At 35.5% G+C, this 24038-nt stretch carries 20 protein-coding genes; 6 read left to right on the top strand and 14 right to left on the bottom strand.

Translation table 11 applies throughout. The annotated features are described in order from the left end of the window. Positions 1-288: 288 nt before the first annotated feature. Positions 289-774 (bottom strand): GNAT family N-acetyltransferase, encoded by a 486-nt coding sequence (locus tag FTT88_RS06785; protein ID WP_180003567.1) that lies wholly within the window; start codon positions 772-774, stop codon positions 289-291. After that, positions 764-1030 carry a DUF1778 domain-containing protein gene (locus tag FTT88_RS06780; RefSeq protein WP_039890759.1) on the bottom strand — a complete coding sequence of 89 codons (267 nt, stop codon included), beginning with the start codon at positions 1028-1030 and terminating at the stop codon, positions 764-766. Before FTT88_RS06780 ends, FTT88_RS06785 begins: the two co-directional genes overlap by 11 nt. Positions 1031-1459: 429 nt before the next feature. On the opposite strand from FTT88_RS06780, the gene FTT88_RS06775 reads away from it, so the two are divergent. The 6 genes from FTT88_RS06775 to FTT88_RS06750 all read left to right on the top strand — a co-directional run bounded on the left by FTT88_RS06775 (position 1460) and on the right by FTT88_RS06750 (position 10679). Then, positions 1460-2263 (top strand): TnsA endonuclease C-terminal domain-containing protein, encoded by an 804-nt coding sequence (locus tag FTT88_RS06775; RefSeq protein WP_180003570.1) that lies wholly within the window; start codon positions 1460-1462, stop codon positions 2261-2263. Next, a complete protein-coding gene (locus tag FTT88_RS06770) occupies positions 2250-4370 on the top strand; it encodes a Mu transposase C-terminal domain-containing protein (protein ID WP_180173812.1) in 2121 nt (706 codons plus the stop codon). Before FTT88_RS06775 ends, FTT88_RS06770 begins: the two co-directional genes overlap by 14 nt. Continuing rightward, entirely contained in the window at positions 4367-6049 is a 1683-nt protein-coding gene (locus FTT88_RS06765) for an AAA family ATPase (protein WP_180173811.1), read from the top strand. Before FTT88_RS06770 ends, FTT88_RS06765 begins: the two co-directional genes overlap by 4 nt. Positions 6050-6074: 25 nt before the next feature. After that, the gene (locus FTT88_RS06760; protein WP_180173810.1) at positions 6075-7616 is read left to right on the top strand and encodes a TnsD family Tn7-like transposition protein; all 1542 of its coding nucleotides are present in this window, start codon (positions 6075-6077) and stop codon (positions 7614-7616) included. A gap of 8 nt (positions 7617-7624) precedes the next feature. After that, positions 7625-9220 (top strand): Tn7-like element transposition protein TnsE, encoded by a 1596-nt coding sequence (locus FTT88_RS06755; RefSeq protein WP_026056512.1) that lies wholly within the window; start codon positions 7625-7627, stop codon positions 9218-9220. An 88-nt stretch (positions 9221-9308) separates the two neighbouring features. Then, on the top strand, positions 9309-10679 hold the full coding sequence (locus FTT88_RS06750; RefSeq protein WP_180173809.1) for a phosphomannomutase CpsG: 1371 nt from the start codon (positions 9309-9311) through the stop codon (positions 10677-10679). A gap of 102 nt (positions 10680-10781) precedes the next feature. On the opposite strand, the gene FTT88_RS06745 is transcribed toward FTT88_RS06750, so the two are convergent. From FTT88_RS06745 to pseI, 12 genes are all read right to left on the bottom strand, one after another. Then, positions 10782-12224, bottom strand: coding sequence for a capsule assembly Wzi family protein (locus FTT88_RS06745; RefSeq protein WP_180173808.1), 1443 nt, complete (start codon positions 12222-12224; stop codon positions 10782-10784). 183 nt (positions 12225-12407) lie between these two features. Beyond that, entirely contained in the window at positions 12408-13424 is a 1017-nt protein-coding gene (gene galE / locus FTT88_RS06740) for a UDP-glucose 4-epimerase GalE (protein WP_180173807.1), read from the bottom strand. Next, positions 13417-15090 carry a glucose-6-phosphate isomerase gene (pgi, locus tag FTT88_RS06735; RefSeq protein WP_180173806.1) on the bottom strand — a complete coding sequence of 558 codons (1674 nt, stop codon included), beginning with the start codon at positions 15088-15090 and terminating at the stop codon, positions 13417-13419. The genes galE and pgi overlap by 8 nt, the downstream gene beginning before the upstream one ends. Beyond that, positions 15090-16343: a nucleotide sugar dehydrogenase gene (locus FTT88_RS06730; RefSeq protein ID WP_180173805.1), complete on the bottom strand. Its 1254-nt coding sequence runs from the start codon at positions 16341-16343 to the stop codon at positions 15090-15092. Before FTT88_RS06730 ends, pgi begins: the two co-directional genes overlap by 1 nt. A 12-nt stretch (positions 16344-16355) precedes the next feature. Continuing rightward, complete coding sequence (gene galU, locus FTT88_RS06725) at positions 16356-17231, bottom strand: UTP--glucose-1-phosphate uridylyltransferase GalU (protein WP_180173804.1); 876 nt, start codon at positions 17229-17231, stop codon at positions 16356-16358. A 24-nt stretch (positions 17232-17255) separates the two neighbouring features. Then, positions 17256-17876: a sugar transferase gene (locus FTT88_RS06720; RefSeq protein ID WP_180173803.1), complete on the bottom strand. Its 621-nt coding sequence runs from the start codon at positions 17874-17876 to the stop codon at positions 17256-17258. Positions 17877-17893: 17 nt separating this feature from the next. Beyond that, entirely contained in the window at positions 17894-18724 is an 831-nt protein-coding gene (locus tag FTT88_RS06715; RefSeq protein ID WP_180173802.1) for a glycosyltransferase, read from the bottom strand. Position 18725: 1 nt separating this feature from the next. Then, positions 18726-19538, bottom strand: coding sequence for a beta-1,6-N-acetylglucosaminyltransferase (locus FTT88_RS06710; protein ID WP_180173801.1), 813 nt, complete (start codon positions 19536-19538; stop codon positions 18726-18728). Next, a complete protein-coding gene (locus FTT88_RS06705) occupies positions 19535-20842 on the bottom strand; it encodes a DUF6418 domain-containing protein (protein WP_180173800.1) in 1308 nt (435 codons plus the stop codon). The genes FTT88_RS06710 and FTT88_RS06705 overlap by 4 nt, the downstream gene beginning before the upstream one ends. Further along, positions 20839-21795, bottom strand: coding sequence for a glycosyltransferase family 52 (locus FTT88_RS06700; RefSeq protein WP_180173799.1), 957 nt, complete (start codon positions 21793-21795; stop codon positions 20839-20841). The genes FTT88_RS06705 and FTT88_RS06700 overlap by 4 nt, the downstream gene beginning before the upstream one ends. Beyond that, positions 21779-22984 (bottom strand): oligosaccharide flippase family protein, encoded by a 1206-nt coding sequence (locus tag FTT88_RS06695; RefSeq protein WP_180173798.1) that lies wholly within the window; start codon positions 22982-22984, stop codon positions 21779-21781. The genes FTT88_RS06700 and FTT88_RS06695 overlap by 17 nt, the downstream gene beginning before the upstream one ends. A 2-nt stretch (positions 22985-22986) precedes the next feature. After that, the gene (gene pseI / locus FTT88_RS06690) at positions 22987-24036 is read right to left on the bottom strand and encodes a pseudaminic acid synthase (protein ID WP_180173797.1); all 1050 of its coding nucleotides are present in this window, start codon (positions 24034-24036) and stop codon (positions 22987-22989) included. Between the last annotated feature and the right edge of the window lie 2 nt (positions 24037-24038).

Below are 24038 nucleotides of genomic sequence, written 5' to 3'. Positions count from 1 at the left end.
GTATGCTTCGCCTTTCTGCGCAAGAATTCGCATTTTAAATGCGGAAGAATATTATGCAAACTTAATTTCATCTAGAATTAAAGATAGTAAATATTAATACAAACTTAATTTTAAAAATAAAAAACAATGAATAAGATATATCAACAACTTAAGATAAAAAATAAAACAAACTTAATTAAATTACCATAATTAGACGCAGTATTTGGTCATAAAGCAAAATAAGGGATAAGGAAATATGTGCAAACTCTGAATAAGTCTATTAGCTATTCCTGTTACTAGCAGCCCACCTTATTTAAAATGAGGTATTTCATTCACTGGATATATTAATGTTAATGGATTTGATGTTAATGAGATAAAGCCAAACCGCTGATAAAACTCCATAGCTTTTTGATCCTTAGCATGTATTACAACAAAATTTACGCCAATAATTTGAGCAACTTTTGAAACTTGTTTAAGAGCATGTGCTAAAAGTACTTTTCCAACTCCTTGCCCCTGTGCTGCTTGATCAACGGCAAAGCGACCCACAACCACACAAGGTAAGGGATAACGAGGTAATCGTTTAGTGAGAACAGCATCAACCCCATCAAATCCTATAGAGGTACTTGATAGACAATAAAATCCCCTCACCTGTGCATCATCAATAGCAACATAGGTTTTACTTGTTCCTGATTTCTGATGTTGGGATGCGTATTGTTTTATGAACTTATTTAAATCATCTTGCCCACAATTAAATGATTTTTTCTGATGATGGGCTTGTAAAACCTCAATTTTCATCCAATAAACTCATTAAATTTTTCATCTCATCATTTGCAGGGCGTGGATTTTCAAGCAAATTCATTAACATATCACGATCAGCATTATTTACTTTTAACTCGTGATTAGATTTAAGTAATTCTTTTGCTCGTTCAAATGAGGATTGGATCATAAAGGAACTCACACTAAGACCCAATAAATTCGCAGCTTGCTCAATTACATTCTTTGCATCTACGGTTGAACGAACATTGATTCGTTCTGTTGCTAAGTTAGCCATATTTTCCACCAATTTGTACATCATAATGATGTACAAATTATAGCAGATTAAGGTAGTACTTTAAGATCCAAATTTACATATTTTGTTCTAAAATATTTGGAATAGAAAATAAGCATTTTACTATGAACCAGAATGAATGGTCGGGTTTGAGTCTGAATATGCAATTGGTTTACATAAGAATATGCAACGATGTTTACTAAGATGTAATTTGAATACTTTTGCCTATCATCAACGTTTTTTTAAACTCATTAATTGAGTATTAAAATACCATATTAATTATTAAGTTGCTGAATTAAATAAATAATTAAATAAAAATTATAAAATTTTGTTTGTATATAAATATATTTAAGTTTGTATGTTTTTGCTAAATACAAAATTAACCCGCTTCAGATATGATTAATTATCCACCAAAACCCACAGGTCTTCTGTATGGCAAAAATTATAAAAAACTATGAAGAACTAGTAACAGAAGGGTATGGCCAGGGCCATGGACGCGATTATAAACCTTGTAAAACTGTTCAAAACTTCAGTTCAATTGGTCGCTCTCACAGAGTACAAGGCCGTGTCAGTAAACGTCTTCATCACTTATTTTCTGATCTAGAGCTATCTACCTTTTTACTGCTTGACTGGAATCAGAACGTTACAGATATTCGCGAGCATTATCCTTTGGATATCTATGATCTTAACTCCATCTGTTCTCGTTTCCGAATGAAAAAAGTGTCGATTGACTATATACCTTTTACCCTATCTTCAGATTTTTTAGTTGATTTTGGTAAGTTTTCTATAGCCCTTGACACTCTTTACAGCAAAGATCTGAATAAAGCTCATGTTATTGAGTCATTAGAAATTAAACGTCGCTACTGGGAAGAAGAGCACAATACGCCGTTCAAGTTGATTACTGAAAAAGACATTCCTGCTACGGTACTAGAGAACATTAAATGGTTGTATGTAGAAAAAAATGACCTTGAAATAACAAATCACATGATCGATCTAGCAGTTTATTTTATGGAAGAAATTAGCCAGTACCCTCAAAGCTCATTAATCCAATTTTGTAAGCATTTTGACCAAACTCAAAAAATGGGTATCGGAGCGACGCTCGCATTGTTTAGAAAATTATTTGCACTGCGAATACTTCAATTTAATCTAGAAATTTCGTACTTGGAGCTTAAACTCTCTGATATTCATGCAAGTAATTTGCTCCAGAATGAGAATACAGTCCATGCAACTAATTAATTCAGTTTACATCTTGAATTCAACACAATACCGAATACTCAAATTCTTACCGCAGTATACGGTATGGATTGCGATTGATAATAAAAATGCTTTTCCTGAACTCATTTTGTCTAAGGAACTTCAAACTCTCTCAGATGATCAAAGCCTGATACCAGCGCAAGATCCTTATGAATACTTAAAACGATTAAACTTGAGTGAAGATTCTATTCAACTCAAAAAAAGAGATGAAAACTTTTTAATTATTCAAGATTTAATTAATGATGAACAAGTTCTTATCAATGCAAAAATCAGGACTGCAAAAATTAAAACTCTACATCTAGAGAAAGAAGTATCAATTAATAAAATTCTACGACTCCTAAGACGCTACTGGCAGCGTGGTCAAACGATAAATGCTTTGGTACCGGACTATGAAAACTCAGGTGGAAAAGGCCAAAAAAGAACGATAGGTGATAAAAAAATTGGCAGACCACGCATCTATGAATCAAATGAAGGTAAGAATGTTACTGAACAGGTTGAATTATATTTTAAGAAAGCCATCGAAGAGTATTTAGTTCCTGTCAAAAAACAATCCATTAACGAAACTTATCTTCGGTTTAAAAATTTATTTTCCAAGCACTTTCATCAAGTGCAAGCTGGAGATATTCCAACGTATGCTCAATTCTACTACTTTTATAATACGCGATATAGAAATAAGAACAATTCCAAGGAAATTCTGAAGAATCAGAAAACCCTGAAAGATCACAAACCTCTGACTTCAACAGCGACCAAGCAAGCAAATGGTCCTGGTGCACGTTATGAGATAGATTCAACAGTCGCTGACATCTATCTAGTATCATCACGAGATCCATCACAGATTATTGGCCGACCTACCGTATATATTGTTATCGATGTATTCAGCAGGATGATTACTGGACTTTATGTCGGTATGGAAAACAGTTCATTTAACACAGCTATACAATGCCTCAGCGTTGCAATCCAAGATAAAGTGACATTCTGTCAGAGTTATGGCTTGCAAATACAACCAGAAGACTGGCCTATTTATGGTTTACCTGGTGCCATACTTGCAGACCGCGGTGAACTAATTGGCTATCAAATTGAACTTCTTGAAAAAAACTTTTCTGTTCGTATTGAAAATGCGCCACCGTATCGAAGCGATGCCAAAGGTATTGTGGAGAGGGCTTTTGGAATCATTCAGTCACGCTTTAAATCCTACGAGAATATTGGTGTTGTTTCTGGATTCAAGGAAAAAAAGAAAGGCGGACATGATTATCGACTAGAAGCTTGTCTAACTCTGGAAGAGTTCAGAAAAATCATCTTAAGCTGCGTCTTGTTACGCAATAATTTTGATATTTTGACGAAATACGATCGTAGTGCCGATATGCCGACTGACCTGCCTTCTATCCCCCTTAAGCTCTGGCAGTGGGGTCTACAGCACCGTACTGGGATGTTAAGACAAGTGGATAACAAATCACTATATGTTGGCTTGTTACCTAGGACCGACGCCTCCTTAAGTGACAAGGGACTTAAAGTCAAGGGCTTACTCTATCAATGTCTGGAAATGCATCAACAAGGCTGGTTTATTCGTAACACGACCAAATCCCGCCCGAAAAAGTTGCGGATTGGTTTTGACCCATACTCAGTAAATACCATTTATGTTTTCTTTGATGAAAATAAGTTGGAATACTGGGAAGCGCACTTAAGTGATGCCTCACGTCAATATCAGCATCTGACCTGGTGGGAAGCTGAACAAATTCAAAAAGCAATCAAAACTGTTGAAAAACAACATTCACAACTAAAGTCTGTAGCTGTCAGTGAATTACAGGATTTTACTGACAAAATCATCCACACAGCACAGAGCCGGCAGGCTCAAGCAGGAGTTCACCAACTTTCTAAAGCACAACGTACTCGGGATATTCGTCAGAACAAACAAGAAGCAATTCAGGTGGAACGTGAGGAACATCTCCAAAATAGGTCCGTCAATTCTATCCGGACTATCCATTCCAACCAAGACAATACTCCAACACCCCCATCTCACAGCAGCAATCTGGATTTGACCAGTCAACCAGACTTAATGAGACAATTATTTGAAGAGGACGATGAAGAATGAATAATAATGAACTCGCGGTCAACACATCGATAGAAGATATCTATGGGGATAATCCTCTCATTACTCAATTACCGCCTATCCTTGACACAAAATCGGTCATTAAACACCTACGAGGGAAACTGAAATTTATTCCAGAACAGCGTTTCTTACCCCAACCAGAAAGAATCCATCTGATTGCTCAGTTGCCTCATGATTTTTTTCAACCACTGACCAAACATCTATCCCTTGAGCAAAAAATTTCTATTATGATTCGGCAAGGTTATGTGAGTAGAAACATCACTAATGGTGATAGACATCGACATTTACACGCTGCTTTTCAGCAACTAGAACCATCAAATGAAAGCTGTTACCGCTATGCACCTCCAGAGTCGACTGCAACTAGCATGTCAATTATAGGATGTTCGGGAAGCGGTAAAACAACGACAATGAACAAAATTTTGCGTTATTACCCGCAAGTGATTGAACATAGAGAGCTGGGATTAAAACAAATTGTTTACCTTAAAATTGATTGTCCGCATGACAGCTCTTTAAAAAACTTATGCTCAAACTTTTTTAGAGCAGTAGATTTAGCATTAGGAGATACGAACTTCGAGCATCGTTTCACCAGAAGTCGCTTAAATGTGAATGCCATGCTGCAGCAGATGAAAATTATCGCAAATAATTATTCTATTGGACTTTTAATCATTGATGAAATCCAGCATTTGAATACAAAAAAATCTGGCGGGGCTGAAATCATTCTTAATTTCTTTGTCACACTTGTGAATGTGGCATCCATTCCAATTGTGATGATTGGGACACCCAAAGCCAATGAAATTCTGCAAGAAGACTTAAGATCAGCTAGACGCAGTGCGGGATTAGGCTCTTTAATCTGGGAACCTATGCGCAATGAAGCACCCACTCCCGATCCTAGCACCCCTGATCAAATGATCATTTCCGAATGGTATGCTTTTACCAACAAGCTGTGGCAATATCAATGGGTTCAACAACCAGCTGAACTGACCGATGAATTAAGAAACACTTGGTATTATTATACGCAGGGCATTCCAGATTTAGTGGTTAAACTGTTCTGCTTGGTGCAGATTCATGCAATCACCATTGGTCTGGAAAAAATCACATCTGAACTTTTTAAAAAAGTCTACGAAGAACAATTACAGCCAGTCCACGATATTTTGGATGCACTCCGCTCAGGCAACCCCACACGTATTGCACGGTATTCTGACTTAACTATCCCTCAAGTTCAAATTGAGGAATATGTTGAACAACACCGTTTCAAAGCTGCATTAAAAACGGAAAAACAGCATAAAGATCTAGGACCACATTATTCCACACTTATAGGTATGCTAACGGCCTTAGGTCACCCCGCTGCTACAATAGATCTGCATGTCACTTCTGCATTAAAAAAATATCCAAACGAGAACTTACAGGTACTACTCCAGCATATTCTGGAAGTATTAGACGGCTCTGTAGCAAAAGATAAATTGGACCAGCCTCAGACCACAACTTCGGTAAGAAAACCAAGAACATCACGCAAAGTCATGAAAGCAGAAGAATGGAAGAGCACTGAAGCCAATGACTTACGGAATTTTTTCAGTCAAGCACAAGAAAAGGAAGTAGATGTTTATGAGCTATTAAAATCATCTCACTATTTGTTTGATCCCACCTCTCCTGTGTTGCATTAAACAAAAAATAGAGAGTAAGTGTATTATGATTTCAAATTTTCCAATACCATATCCAGATGAGTTAATTTACAGCGTGATTGCACGTTATGCTATTCACAATGGAATTTTAAGTCCCAAATACCTTACTGAAGAATTATTCAATAATAGAAATTTGACGCCAACTTACGATTTACCATCTCATATAGGAAAATTGGCTAGTTATTTACCCGATTGCTATGATGCACTCTATTTAATCAACCACCACACCTTATTACCAATTTATCAACCATTTCAACCTGATACAGTGATACGTTATGCTGTACATGTATTACAGGGTGAACAGTATCAATCATTACATACCAAGTTGGGAAAAAATGCGTCACGAATCAAATCTGTAAATTTTTTTCGGTTCTGCCCTCATTGCTGGCAAGAACAGATGGAGCAATATGGTGAAGTTTACTGGAAACGCAGCTGGCAGATTACAGGATATGAATATTGCATAAAGCATGAATCTGCCCTTTTTGTCAGCTCTGTTCCTTGCAATGGGCTAGACCGAAGATTTTATAATGCTCATTTAAATGTCCTTATTGACTCCTCACAACTTTTTATTAATTCACAAGACTTAAAGCGTCATCTAGAGTTAGCAAAAATAATCGAGGATCTACTTATTCAATCTAGCCATATTGCAGTACAAGATGTTTCGATTTTATCAAATGCCTACTTCAATCTATTGAAAGACAGAGGCTTACTGTCAGGTCAAAAAAATATCAACTACGAAAAAATTCGTCACCTTGTCTTAGATTACTGGGGCGAAAGCTTTCTTAAATACTATCATTTAGATGATCTTCTTTCTGAGAACTGCTGGCTCAAAAATATGTGCAGGAAACATCGTAAAGCATTTTCTTATCTTGAGCATTGCATTGTATTAAAATCGCTGGTTCCAGAGCAAAAACCAATTGAAACATATAAGCAATATGTTAGCTTAGCATCTATAGAAAAAACAAACTTAGATCAGCAGCACGAAGCTCCCCCTGTATGGGTTAATAATAAAATAGATATGATATTATCTGAAGATCAAAAACAATGGACAAAATTAATTCAGAAAAATTCTGTTAAGCAGGCACGTCAATGTGATCCTGCACTTTACGCTCGGTTATATCGTAATCATAAGAACTGGCTATTACTGACAAATAAATCTGCTGTGGTATTACCTTCAGCCATTCCCAAGCCACGTGTAGATTGGAAAAAGCGAGATCAACAATTGATTAAACAACTCATCAAAATCCGGGATCAATTATTAGAAGATCTCGACTCTCCACAATGGACAAAAAAGTTTTTTATTAAGCAACTTGGCTCGGTAAGTATGATTGAAAAAAACTGGAGGTTTTTACCACTCACCACCGCCTTTCTAGAGCGTTACGCTGAGTCTGCAGATTGTTATCAAATACGCCGTCTTACACGAACATTTATTCGCCAATACACTGAAAATCAGTTCTATCCACCGAGTGTTTTTCTTCGACTATCCGGATTAAGCCCTGAACGATTAACGCCAGAAGCTCGTAGATTTTTTAATAGTATTTGGGGGTGAAATTAAAAATGAGTGATTGTCTGATCGAATATTTACCGAAAGATATGATTTATTATACTGCGAAAAAAATTAGTCGACATGGTCAAACTCGGTTTGATATTGATACTTGTTTATTTAACCCTCTTATTAAACGGTATATTCATCTTAAATTGCCAATTGAAAGTATTCTTCTTTATTACCATAAAACTCCAATTGCCAATCCTGATCCACAGAAATTATTTAACCACACCCTGAAATCAGTGGATTTTTCAGCGCTCAACGTTTTAGATTTATCCAAGAACAATTATCAAAAAACGCATAACGGTCAGTTATACTTTGAGTTTAATTATGATTCACCCATATTAAAGAAAAATATGACAATTCTTTTACCTAAGCTTATTCTTGCTCGGGATCTATTTTTTTCACACCCCTATCTTTTACGTGCAGCACTTTTTGCAGAAAATTATTCAACAGATATTTTAGTGGATATGAATGATGAAAATGCTATACATATTAATATTGCGCAAAACAAAAAAATTATGAGAGCTGATATCTCTGATCCTCATTTTTTAAAGAAGCTAGCTTTAATTTTATTACAGCCGGACTTAAATAAGGCCTTCCTTAGTATTTATCAAAAAACAATTGTTGATCAAAAAGGTGTTAAAAGCTTTAATTTTGATATGGAAGCTCCTAATATCAAAAATATTAACCTAACAGTAGAGGGTATTTTTAATAAAAAAACAGGTATTTACAGAATTGAGCGCATCACGTCTTTCAAAAATCTTGATACAGCTATCAACCGCCCTATTCAATTTCATTTCACTTCAAAAAAGATTATACAACAAATAAAAAATGCTCAAGGACAAAATCCCAAGCAGTCAACACCAACATGTCCACCTAGAGAAAAATTAAATCAAAAAGCTGATGCAGATATCGATAAACTAATAGCCAAACTAAGAAACCTCCCAGGAAAAATTTATACGATAGAAGAATTAAAAATTTCTTTAGAGACGCCCCCTTCCGAAACTACCATACGGCAAAGACGAAAGCAGATGGATAAAGACCAAAATCAAGAAGAAGGATTTGCTGGCGGAGAAGGAGATATAGAGGGTACTCTGCCTGGAGTTACAACAGAATCAGATATTCAACTAGAGCGAGTCACTCATAAAGACTTGATTAAGGTATTGGACAAAATTGAACAAAAAGGATATGAAATCAAAGAAATTAAGAATTCACCGTTTAAAAAATATAAACGTTTCCGAGGCCACAAGTTTTCTAACGCCAATCAACTACGATACTTTTATGTCTATAGAATTATAAACACAAAAAATGATGAACAATTCTATCTATGTGAAATTGATACATCAGATGGAAAAAAGAACATCTCTACACTATTACTCCGATATGAAGAAAAAACTCAATTATTAATTGAGATAGATTTCGAAAAATTAAACAATTCAATACTTTCTCAATCACTCAGTTGGCCTAAAAAGTTTATATCTGAAGTAAGAGGTATTACCGCCTTTACTACAATTAATCATCCTTCAAAAAAGGAACAACTAGACGATGTAAATTATTATGTTGACTGGGCTCAACGGATCTTAGCAAAAGCAAAATCAATATAAAGGTTAAACAGTATCTTGGCATATAGCAGCGATTTTCCTTCTATAATCATACCTTCCTTACTTCGCAGGAATTATTTCGAGAATTTAGATGACACAACTTACTTGTTTTAAAGCCTATGACATTCGCGGCAAACTTGGTACAGAACTCAATGAAGAGATTGCTTATAAAATTGGCCGTGCCTATGGGCAAATTTATCAACCTAAAACAGTGGTTGTGGGCTGCGACATCCGTCTCAGCAGTGAAGATTTAAAACAAGCCACCATCAAAGGTCTGAATGATGCGGGTGTTGATGTATTAGATTTAGGTATGACGGGGACTGAAGAAGTCTATTTCGGTGCCTTTCATCTAGATGTTCAAGGTGGGATCGAAATCACGGCAAGCCACAACCCGATGGACTATAACGGCATGAAATTGGTCCGCGAAAATGCACGTCCGATTGGAGCCGATTCAGGGTTAAAAGAAATTCGCTTATTGGCTGAATCAGGCAACTTTAATGAAGTTATCACTAAAGGCAAAACTGAAAAATACAATATTCTTCCTGAATATATTGATCATTTAATGTCTTATATTGATCCTGCCAAAATTCGCCCACTTAAATTGGTGATGAATGCAGGCAATGGCGCGGCTGGTCATGTGGTTGATGCCATTGAAGCAAAGTTCAAACAACTTAACCTTCCAGTAGAATTGATTAAAATTCATAATGATGCTGATGGTACTTTCCCGAATGGTATTCCCAACCCTATTCTTGTTGAAAACCGTGACAGTACCCGTAATGCGGTGATTGAACATCATGCAGATATGGGTATCGCTTGGGATGGCGACTTTGACCGCTGCTTCTTATTTGATGAGAAAGGCCAATTCATTGAAGGCTATTATATTGTCGGTCTATTGGCACAAGCATTCTTACTGAAACAATCTGGTGAGAAAATTGTGCATGACCCTCGTCTGGTTTGGAATACCTTTGATGTCATTGAACAGTACCAAGGTGAAGCGATTCAGTCTAAATCAGGGCATTCATACATTAAAGAAAAAATGCGTGAGCATAATGCCGTGTATGGAGGCGAGATGAGTGCACATCATTATTTCCGTGATTTCTCTTATTGTGATAGCGGTATGATTCCTTGGTTATTGGCAATTTCTGTACTCTCAGAAACCCAGCAAACATTGTCTTCACTGGTTGAAGAAATGATTGAAAAGTTCCCTTGTTCGGGTGAAATCAATTTTAAAGTTGCGGATACTCAAGCCACCATTCAAAAGATTTTTGATCACTTTGCCGATCAAAATCCTGCGATTGATGAAACGGATGGTGTCAGTCTAAATTTTGGTGCATGGCGCTTCAATGTTCGAGCATCGAATACTGAACCACTTTTACGTTTAAATATTGAAAGCCGAAAAGATCAAAATCCAAAACCAATGCAAGATTATGTCGATGAATTAACACAGTTGATTCAAGGGTAAATTTTTCTGCATGCTAATAAAAAACCATTCAACTTATTCAATAAGTTGAATGGTTTATTTTTAGCTTAACTAGAAAGAAATTCTATCCAAGCTGACGACTGATTAAAATAGTGAACGATCCAATGGAATTTCGACTCCAATAGATACTCCTGCATCTTGACCATAGACATCAGAATCACTCACCCATCCATTCAGTTTCAATGGCGCATTTGGTTTTAAGTAATGTGTCCAAGTAAGATCTAAAGCTTTAATTTTATCTTTTTGAGTAAATGCCTGATTATTTATCGAATTTGACTGATTCACTTTGGCCATCATTACTCGCCCATTTAAGCGATTCATAACATCAAAGCGAATGTCTCCTCCAAGACTTAGCATTTGACCATCCCCGCCCATGGCGTGCCCTAATGGGAAGCCATGTTGGTAATAACCATCTTGATAAATATAGTGATTGTAGGAAATACCTTGTACGTCGCCATTGGTTCGAGTATCAGCCCATTCCGCATACACCTGCAAAGGTAAATTATTCAATTGTGAAGAATAATCTACCCCTGCTGAATACATTTTTTTTGAAGGAAGAAGCCCTGCTTCATCTTCACCTACATACTGCCCATATAGGCTAATCGGAACACCACTCCAGTAGTTTAAATTCAGTCTTGCATCAAAACCTGCGATTTGATTAGACTTATCTAGATCACCATCATAAAAGTTGTCATTTCCTTTAATCGCATTCCATAATGAGTCAAAACTTTCCGACCGCCCTTCACCTCCCCACTGAAGAATCCGAGAAGCACCTAACTCCAAGTACGGCAATGGCTGTGCAGTTAAACGAAATCCTAATAGTTTGGCGTCTGGAATTGCATGATAATCATCTAATTGACCTGCAAAAGCTTGATATTGCCAAGGTCCAATCCAAGACAACCACTTTGTTTCAAAGGCCTGTTGTTCCGCTCTTTGCATAGTAAAACCATAAACAGGGCGACTCGCATCACCACGGATTAGGCTTCCTTCATGTCCAGGTCCCCAATATGTTGGGATTTGTCCCGCAATCAACCATTGATTCCACAATTTTCCTGCAATATAAGAACCTTCTAAATTGACATCATGTCCATGGTCAATGATCGGATCTTTTTCAGCATTCACTCGCAGTCTTGCATCCCACTGCGTTCCACCTGCATTCAATTCAAGGGCCGCTTGATATTGCGATTTTTGCTCATCTGCAAATTTTTGCGGGATGTTCTGTGGATCTGTTTCAGCAAATAAAGCGAACTTAATAGAGGTATTTTCTGCTTCTAAATTTGCCATGACCGAATTGACAACTTTCTGCTGAGCATTATTTTCAATTTTGGCAGTAGATAATGCACGCTGAATTTCTTCACCACTCAATGGCCAAGTCGAAGTGCTAATTTGGATCACACCTTGTTGGTTCAGCCAATTTAGATCTGTACGTAGACCATCATTATTCAAAATGATCCCTTGAGCGTAAACCGGCAGAGCTAGAGAAGAAAAAATGGCAAATGATAAAACCCTAAGAGATTGATATTTCATATATTATTTCAGTCAATTTATCTTTCACATATGATAACGATTTTTTTCAAACAAAAGATAAGATCTATCATCATTTTTGCACAATCAATACACGACTCACGACTTAAGTTAAGTAGTGAGAAGTATGGCAAATACAAAATTTGCCATACTGTATTTAATGAATTTACACACTAAATTTAAATCTTAGTTGTATCCATTTGGATTTTGCTTTTGCCAGTTCCAGCTATCCTTCAACATATCTTCTAAACCATATTGAGGCTGCCAATCTAACTCTGCGATAGCACGGGCATTATCAGCAAATGACGTTGCTACATCACCTTCTCGACGAGGTACATATTCAAATGGTATCTCAACACCATTTACCTTCTCAAAAGTATCCCGAATTTGTTTTACTGAAATCCCATTGCCAGTGCCAATATTCCAAGCGCGGCATCCTTGCGTTTTTAAACGATGATTCAATGCGCATAAATGTGCATTGGCCAAATCAACTACATGAATATAATCACGCACACCTGTACCATCTACCGTGTCATAATCATTGCCAAAAATTGACAACTTATCACGACGGCCGACTGCCACCTGTGTGACATAAGGCATCAAATTATTGGGTATCCCTTGTGGGTCTTCACCCATTTGACCACTTTGATGTGCCCCTACAGGGTTAAAATAACGCAGCAATGCAATTGACCAGCGCTCATCTGCAGCCGATAATTTCTCTAGTAATTGCTCGACAATCAGTTTGGTATAGCCATAGTTATTACTTGGCATACCTGTAGGCATGGTTTCATTCAAGGGTGAAATATTGGCTTCATCATAGACTGTTGCCGATGAACTAAAGACCAACTTAAAGACTTGAGCACGCTCCATCGCTTTAACTAAGCTAATAGAACCTGAGATATTATTTTCAAAATATTTTAGTGGCTCTTTTTGGCTTTCACCCACAGCTTTTAAGCCTGCAAAGTGAATCACTGCATCAATAGAATGATGCTGAAAAATTTGATCTAAAATTTGCTGATCGAGAATATCACCTTCAACAAAATCTAATTTTTTAGCTGCCAACGCTTGAACACGTGCTAAAGATTCGACAGAACTGTTGGACAAATTATCCAGTACAACAACCTCATGCCCTGCGCTCAAAAGTTGAATACAAGTATGTGAACCAATATAACCTGCACCACCTGTTACTAAAATTTTAGCCATTGGTTTTTCCTAATAATATGTGTAGTAAGCCTTGCGTTGAGCCATCTAAATCCGAAATATCCTTTCGATCACCATTTAATATTGGAAGTAGCTGATTGGCAATTTCTTTGCCTTTCTCTACACCCCATTGATCAAACGGGTTAATGTTCCAAAGCACGGACTGTACAAAAACTTTATGTTCATACATTGCGATCAACATGCCCAAACTATATGGATTTAGCTCTTGCAATAAAATGGTTGAACTTGGTTGATTGCCTTCATATTGTTTATATTCCGGCAAATCTTGTACTTCTTGTTGATCCAAAGCCTGATTACCAAATGCCAGCAAGCGCGACTGAGCCAAACAATTGGATAAGGCCAAATGATGCTGTGCCACCAGCGCCTCTGCATTATCGACATAGGTAAATTGTTGGGCCTGATAACGCTGCACTGGCGCAATGAAATCACAACTCACTGCTTGACTGCCTTGATGCAGCAATTGATAAAAAGCATGCTGCGCATTTGGTCCCACTTCGCCCCATATAATCGGGCAAGTATCCCAGTCCACTTTTCGACCATTACGCTGAATCGATTTACCATTCGACTCCATTTCCAACTGCTGCAAATAAGAGGCGAAATATTTCAAACGCCCATCATAGGGCAGTACTGCATGAGTCTGAATATCAAGGAAATTATTATTCCACGCACCCAATAAGCCCATTAATACAGGAATATTTTGTTCGAAAGGTGCCGTCTGAAAATGCTGGTCTACTGCATATGCGCCAGCTAACAGTTGTTTAAAGCCATCAACACCAATTGTCAGTGCAATCGGTAAACCAATACATGACCAAAGTGAATAACGACCGCCTACCCAATCCCAGAGCAAAAATTGGTTTTCGGCTGCAATACCCCATTCTGTCATTTTATCTGCTTTGGTAGATACGCCAATAAAATGATGCTTTAAAATTTGTGATTCTTGTCCAAGTGCTTTTTCGAGCCATAACCGCACTGTTTGCGCATTGGATAAGGTATCAATGGTCCCGAACGATTTTGAAGAAATAATAAATAGCGTGGTTTCGGGGCGAAGTTGATGCAATAAATCTGAAAGCTGACTACCATCAATGGTCGACACAAAATGCACATTGAGTGACTTATGTGTGGATTTTTTGAAATCAGATAAGGCATGACTGACCATCAGTGGTCCTAAGTCTGACCCTCCGACCCCAATATTCACCACGTCTTGAATGACTTCACCCGTTGCACCGCGGCATTGGCCGGCATGAATTTTTTCTACCAAAGCATACATACGCTCAAGTTGTGTATGCACTTGTTCTGCTAATTCAGGATGAGACTGATCATCTTTAGGTAACCGTAGCGCCCAATGCATGGCTGCACGCTGTTCGGTATAGTTAATTTCTTCAGTAGAAAATAAACGCTTTATCCACGACGTTAAATCTTGTGTCTGTGCCCACTGGACTAGATTTTTGACAACGGGCTGATTGACTCTATGTTTACTAAAATCAAAAACCACCGGCTCTAAAGGCACAGAAAATTTTTCGAATCGCTGAGGGTCTTCAGCAAAGAGTTCTGTTAAATGCTTATTTTCAAATTCAGTTTTCAAACTATGAAGACTGCCTAAAACTGAATCTAAATGTTCGACCGTATAGGGTTGAGTTTTAACAGCCATTAACGTCCTACCCCCATATATGCAAAACCTTGAGACTTCACATATGCTGGATCATAAATATTGCGCCCATCCAAAATAAGCGGATGCTGCATGGTTTTAAGCAATTCGGTATAATTTGGACTCCAATATTGTTTCCATGCAGTCAATAAACACAAAGCATGTGCATCTTGCACTGCCTCATATTGCTCTGTGCAATATATAAGATCAGGTCGCTCACCATATATTTTTTTAATTTCTTCCAAGGCTTGAGGGTCGTGTAATTTAACTTTTACACCTTGAGCCCATAGTGCTGCCAACATGGCATGAATAGGAGATTGTCGCGTACTGGAGGTTTTTTCTTTAAATGCAGCGCCCCATATTGCAACAGTTTTCCCTTTTAAATCACCATGATAATAATTCCATAATTTGCGGAATAAAACTTCTTTTTGCTGCTCATTAATTTCCCAAACTTGAGCTAGTAATTGGCTATTTGCACCAACACCTGACACCGTATGCGTTAGGGTCTGAATATCATGTGAAAAATTTTCTCCACCAAAGCCTGCACCCGGATAGAGATAAGATCCTCCAATACGATTATCCGCAGCCATCCCCTGACGAACTGACTCAATATCAATGCCTAATTTCTCAGCAACCATTGCCAAGTCATTGATATAACTAATTCGTGTCGCCAACATGCCAGAGATACTCAACTTAGTAAATTCAGCATCTAAAATGGGCATAAAAAGATACTGCTGCTGACGTGGGAATAAAGGGCGTAAGAGTTCCTTCATTTTAATTTGAGCAACATCCGATGCAGCCCCAACAATCAACTGCTTGGCTTGGGCAAAGCTTTGTAACGCGTTTCCTTCCTGAATCATGTCGGGTAAATAGACCCACTCATCTTCATGCAAAATTTTTACAAACTTTTCTGTCCCATGCAGCCCTAAAGTAGACGCATTGATCATCAATTTAGGGTGAATAATGGGACGTTGTTTGATGTTTTGAAGAATTTCAATACATTGCTTTTCTTCAGCTGGGTTAAAACTGAAGAAATAAGCATCTACATCTAGTGGAATATCATTAAAATTGCAGTATTTTAAAAAATTACTTTTTTGTTTATTGAGTAGATTTTTTACAGCTTCATCTTGCATATACATTTGTTCGCTTTCATACGTTTTCAGTGGTTCATACCAAAAAACGTGATGACCGCATTCTGCTAGCAAAGCAGCAAATACACCTGAAAAAAGTGTTTGTCCAAATACTGCAACCTTCATATCAATCTCTTTTTATAGTTTTAGTTCTTTGATCAGCGCTTTAAATTCCTCACCTAATTTTGGATGGTCTACGCCATAATGTAAAACTGCTTTGAGATAGCCCAGTTTACTACCACAGTCAAAAGTTTGACCTTTCATACGATAGGCTTCAACTGTATCGGTTTGTTGTAGCATGGCAATCGCATCTGTGAGTTGGATCTCATTACCCGCACCTTTCGGAGTTTGTTCTAACAGCTGCATAATTTTAGCAGGCAAAATATAACGACCCACCACAGATAAATTTGATGGTGCAGTACCAACCACTGGCTTTTCTACAATGCCTTGCATTTGGATGCTTTGACCTTCTGCAGGTGTAGATGCAACATCGACAATCCCATATTGATCGACCATATGATCAGGCACAGCTTCGACCATAATTTGTGATGCTTGAGTCTCATCAAAGCGTTGAATCATCAAACTTAAATCATTGCGTTCTGATGAATCTTTAACAAGAACATCCGGTAAAAGAACTGCAAAATCATCTTGTCCCACCACAGCCTTAGCACACAATACTGCATGACCTAAACCTAAGGGTTGTGGTTGACGCACACTAATGACACTGACGTGAGGTGGTAAAATTTCAGTGATTTCTTTGAGTAAATTAAATTTCTTTTTATGTTCTAGAGTGGTTTCCAGCTCAAAGTTACGATCAAAATAGTTTTCAATGGATGCTTTTGAGGAATGGGTAACCAGAATAATCTGGTCAATACCAGCAGCAACTGCTTCTTTAACTACATATTCAATCGCTGGTCGGTCAACCACGGTGACCATTTCTTTGGGAATAGATTTACTGGCAGGTAAAAAACGCGTACCTAAACCTGCAACTGGGAGAATGGCTTTTTTGATCATTACAAATAGTTCACTAATAAAAATTTATGACTTGATTTTATCTTTAATTTTTTCAGGATCATTTCCTTGAAATAAAGAAGGACCTACATGACCCGGTGCATTAATACCTTCTCGTTTGGTCATCACACCGACTGTTTTGAACATGATTTTAAAGTCAACCAAAGTATTATGGTTATCTACATACCATACATCGCATTTAAAGCGCTCTTCATAATCAAGTTCATTTCGACCACTTACCTGAGCTAGGCCAGTCATACCGGGCTTAACTTCCAAACGACGAGCTTGTTCTGGGGAATATAATGCTACAAAGTCTTTAAGCATAGGACGTGGTCCCACAATACTCATATCCCCCTTTAAAACATTTATGAGTTGTGGCATTTCATCTAAACTAGTCGATCTTAGCTTCTGTCCAAAGGGGGTAATACGCTGTTCATCTGGTAAGGGATTACCTTCTTTATCCACTGCATCTTTCATTGAGCGAAATTTGATCATCTTGAATAGCTTGCCATCTTTACCAGGACGTTCTTGCAGAAAAAAGATTGGAGAACCTAAGTTTTTACGAACTTTTAAAGCTACAATGCAAAAAATTGGTGATAGAAGGATTAAAGCTATTAGTGAGATGACAACATCAACTAAACGTTTCATAATTAAAATTACCACTCTTATTTATGAACTTTTTTTCGTAGAAAAGTATTATAAATTTTACCTAGCAATGAACTAGGCATCAGCCTAAAAGCAGACCTTATTAGGAAAAGAATATTAGCATGTATTGGGTTTTGTAGTTTAAGTTGTTTTTTTAAATTTAGTAATTGTTTTTCACTTTTAATATATTCGTAACCTTTACGACGTGCATGCATTCCGTTTCCTACACGTGCATATAGAATCACATCAGGTAAATTTGCTACTGTATATCCTGCCCCAATTACTCGAAGCCAAAGATTATAATCTTCCATGAACAGATGATGCTGATACCCACCTAATTCTGTAATAATACTTTTTTTGTATGCCACAGTCATATGGTTAAATGGACAACGTTTTTGAGCAAATTCTTTTATATCATCGTGTGTTGTTGGCACACTTTTGATAACTGCTGAATCATTTGGAGTATGATCAAACTCTAATATTTGCCCTCCAAAAAGTACAACATTAGGATTATGCTGAATAAATTGAATTTGTTTTTCAAAACGATCAGGTTTACAGATATCATCTGTATCCATTCTAAAGACCCATTCATTTGAACAATGTTTTAGACCTTCATTTAAAGCTTTACCCAAACCAATGTTTTGACTTAATGGAATGACTTGCAAAGGCTGACCAATAATTTGCTGCCATTTTCCTACACATTGTGTAAGCTCATCACCAATTGGACCATCTAGAACTAAAACTATTTCATTGGGTTGAATAGTTTGGTCTTTCCAAATGCTTTGAAAACATTGTTCTAAAGCGAGCGGGTTTTCTTTATGGTATAAAGATAATAAAACTGAAAAATTCATATTACTCTTCATTAGAATTTAGATAAAATTTTTGCATTTCTAGCTGTTCAACTTTTCTAGCAAACCAATAATTTTGCTTTTGAGCATATATTAATTGCTCTGAGTTTAAAAATATTGGGCTAGATCCTCGTTGAAAGTTAGGATCAAATTTAATAAATCGCTTATTACCACAATCTGCAACTTTACCTAGCATTTTATTTTTAGCAATTAGATATTGGAAAAAATGTTCATCAGGACATAATTTTTTTCTAAAAAAATTTAAATCACTTTCTGTAATAGAATTCATTAAAATTTCCAATTCATTTCTACGAATTGAAAACCATTGGCTTCCAAAATAGAATTTTTCACGAGTTGGAAATAATTTATCTGTTTTTTTATAAAATTGGGTTAAAGCTTTACCAAGTAGTGTTCTTTGATATTTTGTATCGGCATGCGGGGTATCAAAGCGCATTCTATAACGATGTTCTATAGATTCTCGACACTCTATAAAAATATCTGAATTATCCCAACTTGGTGTTTTATGAAGGAGTACATCATCACCACTAATCAGATGAAAGTACTCAGTATCTTTATCATGTGCAAGCGCATATGAAATCAAATTAATTGTAGCCTGAACCATAGAAAACCCAGCCCACTTTATATCAACCCTTTCTTCTACAAAATGTACATTGTGTATAGAATCTTTTTTTATTAAGTCTATATCAGATTTTTGATCCAAATGAATATAAAAATGAGCATCCAACATTTCAGATGCTAACTTATAAATATGATCTATATTTTTATGGGTTAGGATTAAAAACACTATTTTCATCATTTTAGACTCTTAAATCTAAAGAAAAAAAGCATTACCATAAGAAATATCAATGTTTCAAATGAAAATATATCTGGTATAGCTCCATTTAATATAATTGCTTGAACTTTAAAAAAAAGCTTATAAATAGCAAAAACAAATAAAACATTACTACTTAATATGCCCAAGTATAGAGCATATGTTAAAAATCCAAATATCACTCCCCAAAAGAAATTAACAGCAGTTCCTAGAATATATCCGAAAAAATATGTGTTGTTTAAAAAACCAGACATAGTAAATCTACTATTACTTTCAAACCGATCATCTACTATTTCCCTTGAAGCAACTTGATCCATCAAATAGTACACGCCAGATTCTCTATCGGACGTACCTAACCCTAAATATTTTTGTAAAATAAGATTACTATCCTTAGGTAGATTGTCAGTAATCTCATCTAATGACCACCACATTTGTGCTTGCAATGAAGCTCTCAAAGTTGCTTGTTCTAATGGATTTAGGCTAGATTGCGATTTAATAAAACTAGAATATAATGCATAAGAAATAAAAATAACTCCTAGACTAGTAAAAATGACTTTTTTACCAAAACTTAAATTAAATTTTATTTTAGTTTTATTCAATAGAACAGGAATGCTAAAAAATACTAATGAATATAACAACCCTGTAAATCTCTCTCCCATAATAAAAATACACACTAAAATACTTAAAAATAAAATTACATCTATTTTATCTTTATCTTTAGAATAAAAATATCCAAATACAAAAGTAAATTGCATTAACCAATATGTAAGTATACTTCCCCAACTTGGGGCATAAAAAGTCCAATAATCATTTCGATGAACGCCATATTGCAAAGGCGTACCATACCTCATAATTATAAAACCTATAACTATTAAAAAGATAACAACTAATGCTCTAAAAAAATATCTAATAATTTGTGTATTATTATTCTTTAATGAAACAACACTTAGATTAGTTTTTCTTAAAAAGTTGAATACAACAAAACTCCCTAACAAAAAAGTAAATACTTGAAAAACAGCTTTATACGGAAGACCTAATGAGTAAGAAACCTCATTAACCTCAATAAGATATACCCCATATTCTAATACTAAACTAACAATAACTGTAGAAACAACAGCATATAACATATATATACTAGAAATAAAAAAATTACGATATTTTAAATATAAAAAAAATATCCAAGAAAAAAAGACTAGAATTGCAGTATATGAAAAAATTAAATTTTCATTAAAATAACTACCCAGCCCTATCAAAATAAATAAAATAAAATAAAATAAAATAGTTATCATAATAAAATCCCATCTACATCTATAAAATTAAAATCCATCTCTTCAAAAACCTCATATAAAGATGAATAATTTTCATATAAGATTTTATTTCTTATAACCTTAACAACTACATTATTAAGAACCGAAACATTAATTGCAGCACTACTCAAAATAGTAAATAGCTCAACACTATAATTTTTTTCTAGTAAGTCAATAATGTAATCTTCAAAAATTAATGGTGAGTTAATATAATTAAATCCTTTATATTTTTTACTCTCCCTAGGGTGAGGGAAATAATAGTTAACAGTATTTTTTTTTAATAGATTAAAAATCTCACTTTCATTTTTCAAATTTAAATCTTCTAAAGGTTGTCCCAAATAAATTTTTATCGTTTTATTAGGATTATTCTTAACATTTAAATCTATCAATTTAATAATATTAAGCGGTTTTGTAATATTTTGAAAACCTTCATAAATCGTATGGTGTAATTTACTTTCATCAATCACTTGCTGAGTATGATAATTATTTCCCAAAATTCTTAAGAGTGCTTGCTGTAAAGCATTTTTTTTAGGGAAAACATAATATACGCTTTTTTTATAAATATTAGCTGTACCATCATCAAAAGTCTGAATTTCAGTTTTTCTCAATAAAGACAATAACAAATGAAAAAAGGGATTATCAACACTTGCTAAAAACACCTTATCATAATTTGTTTTTAAAATTTTTTTTAAAAATATTCTATATTTAATGAACTCAAAAATTCTTCCAAATTTTTCTTGAGACTTGACCATATAACGATAAGAAATATCACATTTTGCACTTATTTTTGAATAGTAATAATTATATTTCTCATTATCATTATAAGAAAGACATAATACATCATAAATAGCGGGATTTTCATCTATAATTTTAGATGCTATCAGCATTTGTAAAGGTGTTAAACAAATCAGGAGACTTTTATTTTTCATAAACATATTTCACTCCTAACCATAATACAACCAATAAAACCAAATTACTTAAAAGCAATGCATAAGGTATTAACTCAATTGATTGGTTCGAAAATACAAATAAAAATAGGATATAGACTATAGATGAAATTAAGGTAATTTTAGAAATTAACATATTTTTTCCATGATAGAAAAAATAATTAACTAAAATTAAATAGGGTAAATTTGTACTATATCCCAACAAATACAATACAACATAATATTTTGATGCAGCATAATTTTCACCCAAAAACCAAGTATAAATACTTTCAGGCAAAACCAGACCAATCAAAGCAGGAATTATACACAAGGGTATACAAAAAAGTGTATATTTCTTGATAGTTGAAATAGATAATTTATCTTCTTTTAAATTTTGATAGTAATAAGGCACTACTGCTTTATTTAAAGCCATCAATACTATAGGCAATACAGCAGCGACTTGCACACCTGCCGAATAGATTCCTAACTCAGCTTTTGTATACTGTTCATAAATAAATAGACGGTCCAACTGACCTTTAATAAAAAAGCTTGATTGATGCAAAATCAGAGGAATACCAAAAGAAAAAATATACAGTGCCCCTAGTTTCAAACGGTTAGCCGTAATCCTATTTTTATTAGAAAATAAATTACCTAACACAAAACTTGCCATAAAAAATGTCAGCGCATTTGCAACAACAATCGCTAAGACTCGATAAGCAACTAAATTTTCACTAAATAACTCTAATGCTGCAACCGTAAAAATCACATTGGTCAAAGATAGAATTATTTGAATAGTAATATATTTTAAAGGCTGCTTCTGGCATTGTCGCAAAGCGAGTTGTACATTCACAAAAGACTGAAACATAGTTGCCAAAACAATATATGCCATTATCTCAGCTTGGAAAAACCAACAACCTAGAAGTAATATCGCTGAAATAACAATATTATATAAATAACCCGCTGTCACAACTGTATTTAAAGCTTTCTTACCATAAAAGTAAAAATAGCGAGTGACAGCTCCTTCCTGACTGAGCCCGATAAAAATTCCAAATAAAGCCAACCAAGTTAGATAATAAGATAACTCACCAAAGCCTTCAGGTCCCAATTTTCGAGTTAAATAAGGCAGCATGAGAAAAGGGAGACTTTTCGCAAAAAGCTCCCCTGCAAGATAAATAAAACTGTCTTTTAGAATACGCATTATTATTTAAATAAATCTAAACGTGTCGCTGTATTTTTTCCTACATCTTGAATTAAGGTTCTACCCAAAATCTCATCATAAAACTTAGGTGCTAACCCAAAGCCAGGACGGACACTACGAATACAAGATTCATCAATTATATCTCCAGCTTTTAAATCTTTAACAAAATAAAGAGAACGTCGGAACTGTGCATTGCCTTGTTCACTTGATTTACGAGCATAATCTATTTTGCCTAGTGCTTGCCAAGCAGTCTTAGCACCTTGACACAACTGCTGTAGTTCTTTTGGCTCTAAAGAGAAGCTATCATCAGGTCCACCACCATTGCGGTCTAAAGTGAAATGCTTTTCAATCACACAAGCGCCTAATACGATAGAAGCAATTGCTGTTGTATTATCCAAAGTATGATCAGATAAACCAACTGGCACATCAAAACGTTTTGCCATGTCTTGCAATGTCAACAAATTATAATCTTCTGCAGGAGCTGGATAACCACTCACACAATGCAAAACGACAAGCTCTTTACAGCCACCATCGTAAGCTGCTTGAATTGCTTCTGAAATTTCTGTCTCATCCGCCATACCTGTAGAAATAATCATAGGTTTGCCTGTAGCTGCAACATACTTGATCAAAGGCAAATCAATTGCTTCAAAAGATGCAATTTTATAAGCAGGTGCATTTAAATCCTCTAATAGATCTACTGCTGTACGATCAAAAGGTGAGCTAAACATGGTAATGTCTAATTTACGCGCATACTCAAACAAAGGTTTGTGCCATTCCCAAGGCATATGTGCTTTTTCATACAATTCAAATAATGACTGTCCATCCCATAGACCACCTCGAATCATAAACTCTTCATTATGGCTGTCTAAAGTAATGGTATCTGCTTTATAAGTTTGTAGTTTAATTGCATCCGCACCACATAATTTGGCTTGCTCAATAATTTTCAATGCAGTATCTAAACTACCATTATGGTTTGCAGATAGTTCAGCAATAATATATGGAGGGAAATCAGTACCAATATCACGCCCATTAATCTGAATTTTTTTATTCATCT

The organism is Acinetobacter sp. YH01024 (assembly GCF_013420195.1).
GTDB classification, from domain to species: Bacteria; Pseudomonadota; Gammaproteobacteria; order Pseudomonadales; family Moraxellaceae; genus Acinetobacter; species Acinetobacter amyesii.
The sequence above is the reverse complement of the archived record's forward strand: the minus strand, read 5'-3'. Positions and strand labels throughout refer to the sequence as shown.

What these genes read in the sequence shown, in the direction of transcription:
- FTT88_RS06710 (WP_180173801.1), bottom strand. Translation starts at nt 19,538, where the DNA reads ATGATGAAAATAGTGTTTTTAATCCTAACCCATAAAAATATAGATCAT.
- FTT88_RS06780 (WP_039890759.1), bottom strand. Translation starts at nt 1,030, where the DNA reads ATGGCTAACTTAGCAACAGAACGAATCAATGTTCGTTCAACCGTAGAT.
- galE (WP_180173807.1), bottom strand. Translation starts at nt 13,424, where the DNA reads ATGGCTAAAATTTTAGTAACAGGTGGTGCAGGTTATATTGGTTCACAT.
- pgi (WP_180173806.1), bottom strand. Translation starts at nt 15,090, where the DNA reads ATGGCTGTTAAAACTCAACCCTATACGGTCGAACATTTAGATTCAGTT.
- FTT88_RS06765 (WP_180173811.1), top strand. Translation starts at nt 4,367, where the DNA reads ATGAATAATAATGAACTCGCGGTCAACACATCGATAGAAGATATCTAT.
- FTT88_RS06760 (WP_180173810.1), top strand. Translation starts at nt 6,075, where the DNA reads ATGATTTCAAATTTTCCAATACCATATCCAGATGAGTTAATTTACAGC.
- FTT88_RS06715 (WP_180173802.1), bottom strand. Translation starts at nt 18,724, where the DNA reads ATGAATTTTTCAGTTTTATTATCTTTATACCATAAAGAAAACCCGCTC.
- FTT88_RS06755 (WP_026056512.1), top strand. Translation starts at nt 7,625, where the DNA reads ATGAGTGATTGTCTGATCGAATATTTACCGAAAGATATGATTTATTAT.
- pseI (WP_180173797.1), bottom strand. Translation starts at nt 24,036, where the DNA reads ATGAATAAAAAAATTCAGATTAATGGGCGTGATATTGGTACTGATTTC.
- FTT88_RS06770 (WP_180173812.1), top strand. Translation starts at nt 2,250, where the DNA reads ATGCAACTAATTAATTCAGTTTACATCTTGAATTCAACACAATACCGA.
- FTT88_RS06720 (WP_180173803.1), bottom strand. Translation starts at nt 17,876, where the DNA reads ATGAAACGTTTAGTTGATGTTGTCATCTCACTAATAGCTTTAATCCTT.
- FTT88_RS06785 (WP_180003567.1), bottom strand. Translation starts at nt 774, where the DNA reads ATGAAAATTGAGGTTTTACAAGCCCATCATCAGAAAAAATCATTTAAT.
- FTT88_RS06695 (WP_180173798.1), bottom strand. Translation starts at nt 22,984, where the DNA reads ATGCGTATTCTAAAAGACAGTTTTATTTATCTTGCAGGGGAGCTTTTT.
- FTT88_RS06775 (WP_180003570.1), top strand. Translation starts at nt 1,460, where the DNA reads ATGGCAAAAATTATAAAAAACTATGAAGAACTAGTAACAGAAGGGTAT.
- FTT88_RS06750 (WP_180173809.1), top strand. Translation starts at nt 9,309, where the DNA reads ATGACACAACTTACTTGTTTTAAAGCCTATGACATTCGCGGCAAACTT.
- galU (WP_180173804.1), bottom strand. Translation starts at nt 17,231, where the DNA reads ATGATCAAAAAAGCCATTCTCCCAGTTGCAGGTTTAGGTACGCGTTTT.
- FTT88_RS06700 (WP_180173799.1), bottom strand. Translation starts at nt 21,795, where the DNA reads ATGTTTATGAAAAATAAAAGTCTCCTGATTTGTTTAACACCTTTACAA.
- FTT88_RS06745 (WP_180173808.1), bottom strand. Translation starts at nt 12,224, where the DNA reads ATGAAATATCAATCTCTTAGGGTTTTATCATTTGCCATTTTTTCTTCT.
- FTT88_RS06730 (WP_180173805.1), bottom strand. Translation starts at nt 16,343, where the DNA reads ATGAAGGTTGCAGTATTTGGACAAACACTTTTTTCAGGTGTATTTGCT.
- FTT88_RS06705 (WP_180173800.1), bottom strand. Translation starts at nt 20,842, where the DNA reads ATGATAACTATTTTATTTTATTTTATTTTATTTATTTTGATAGGGCTG.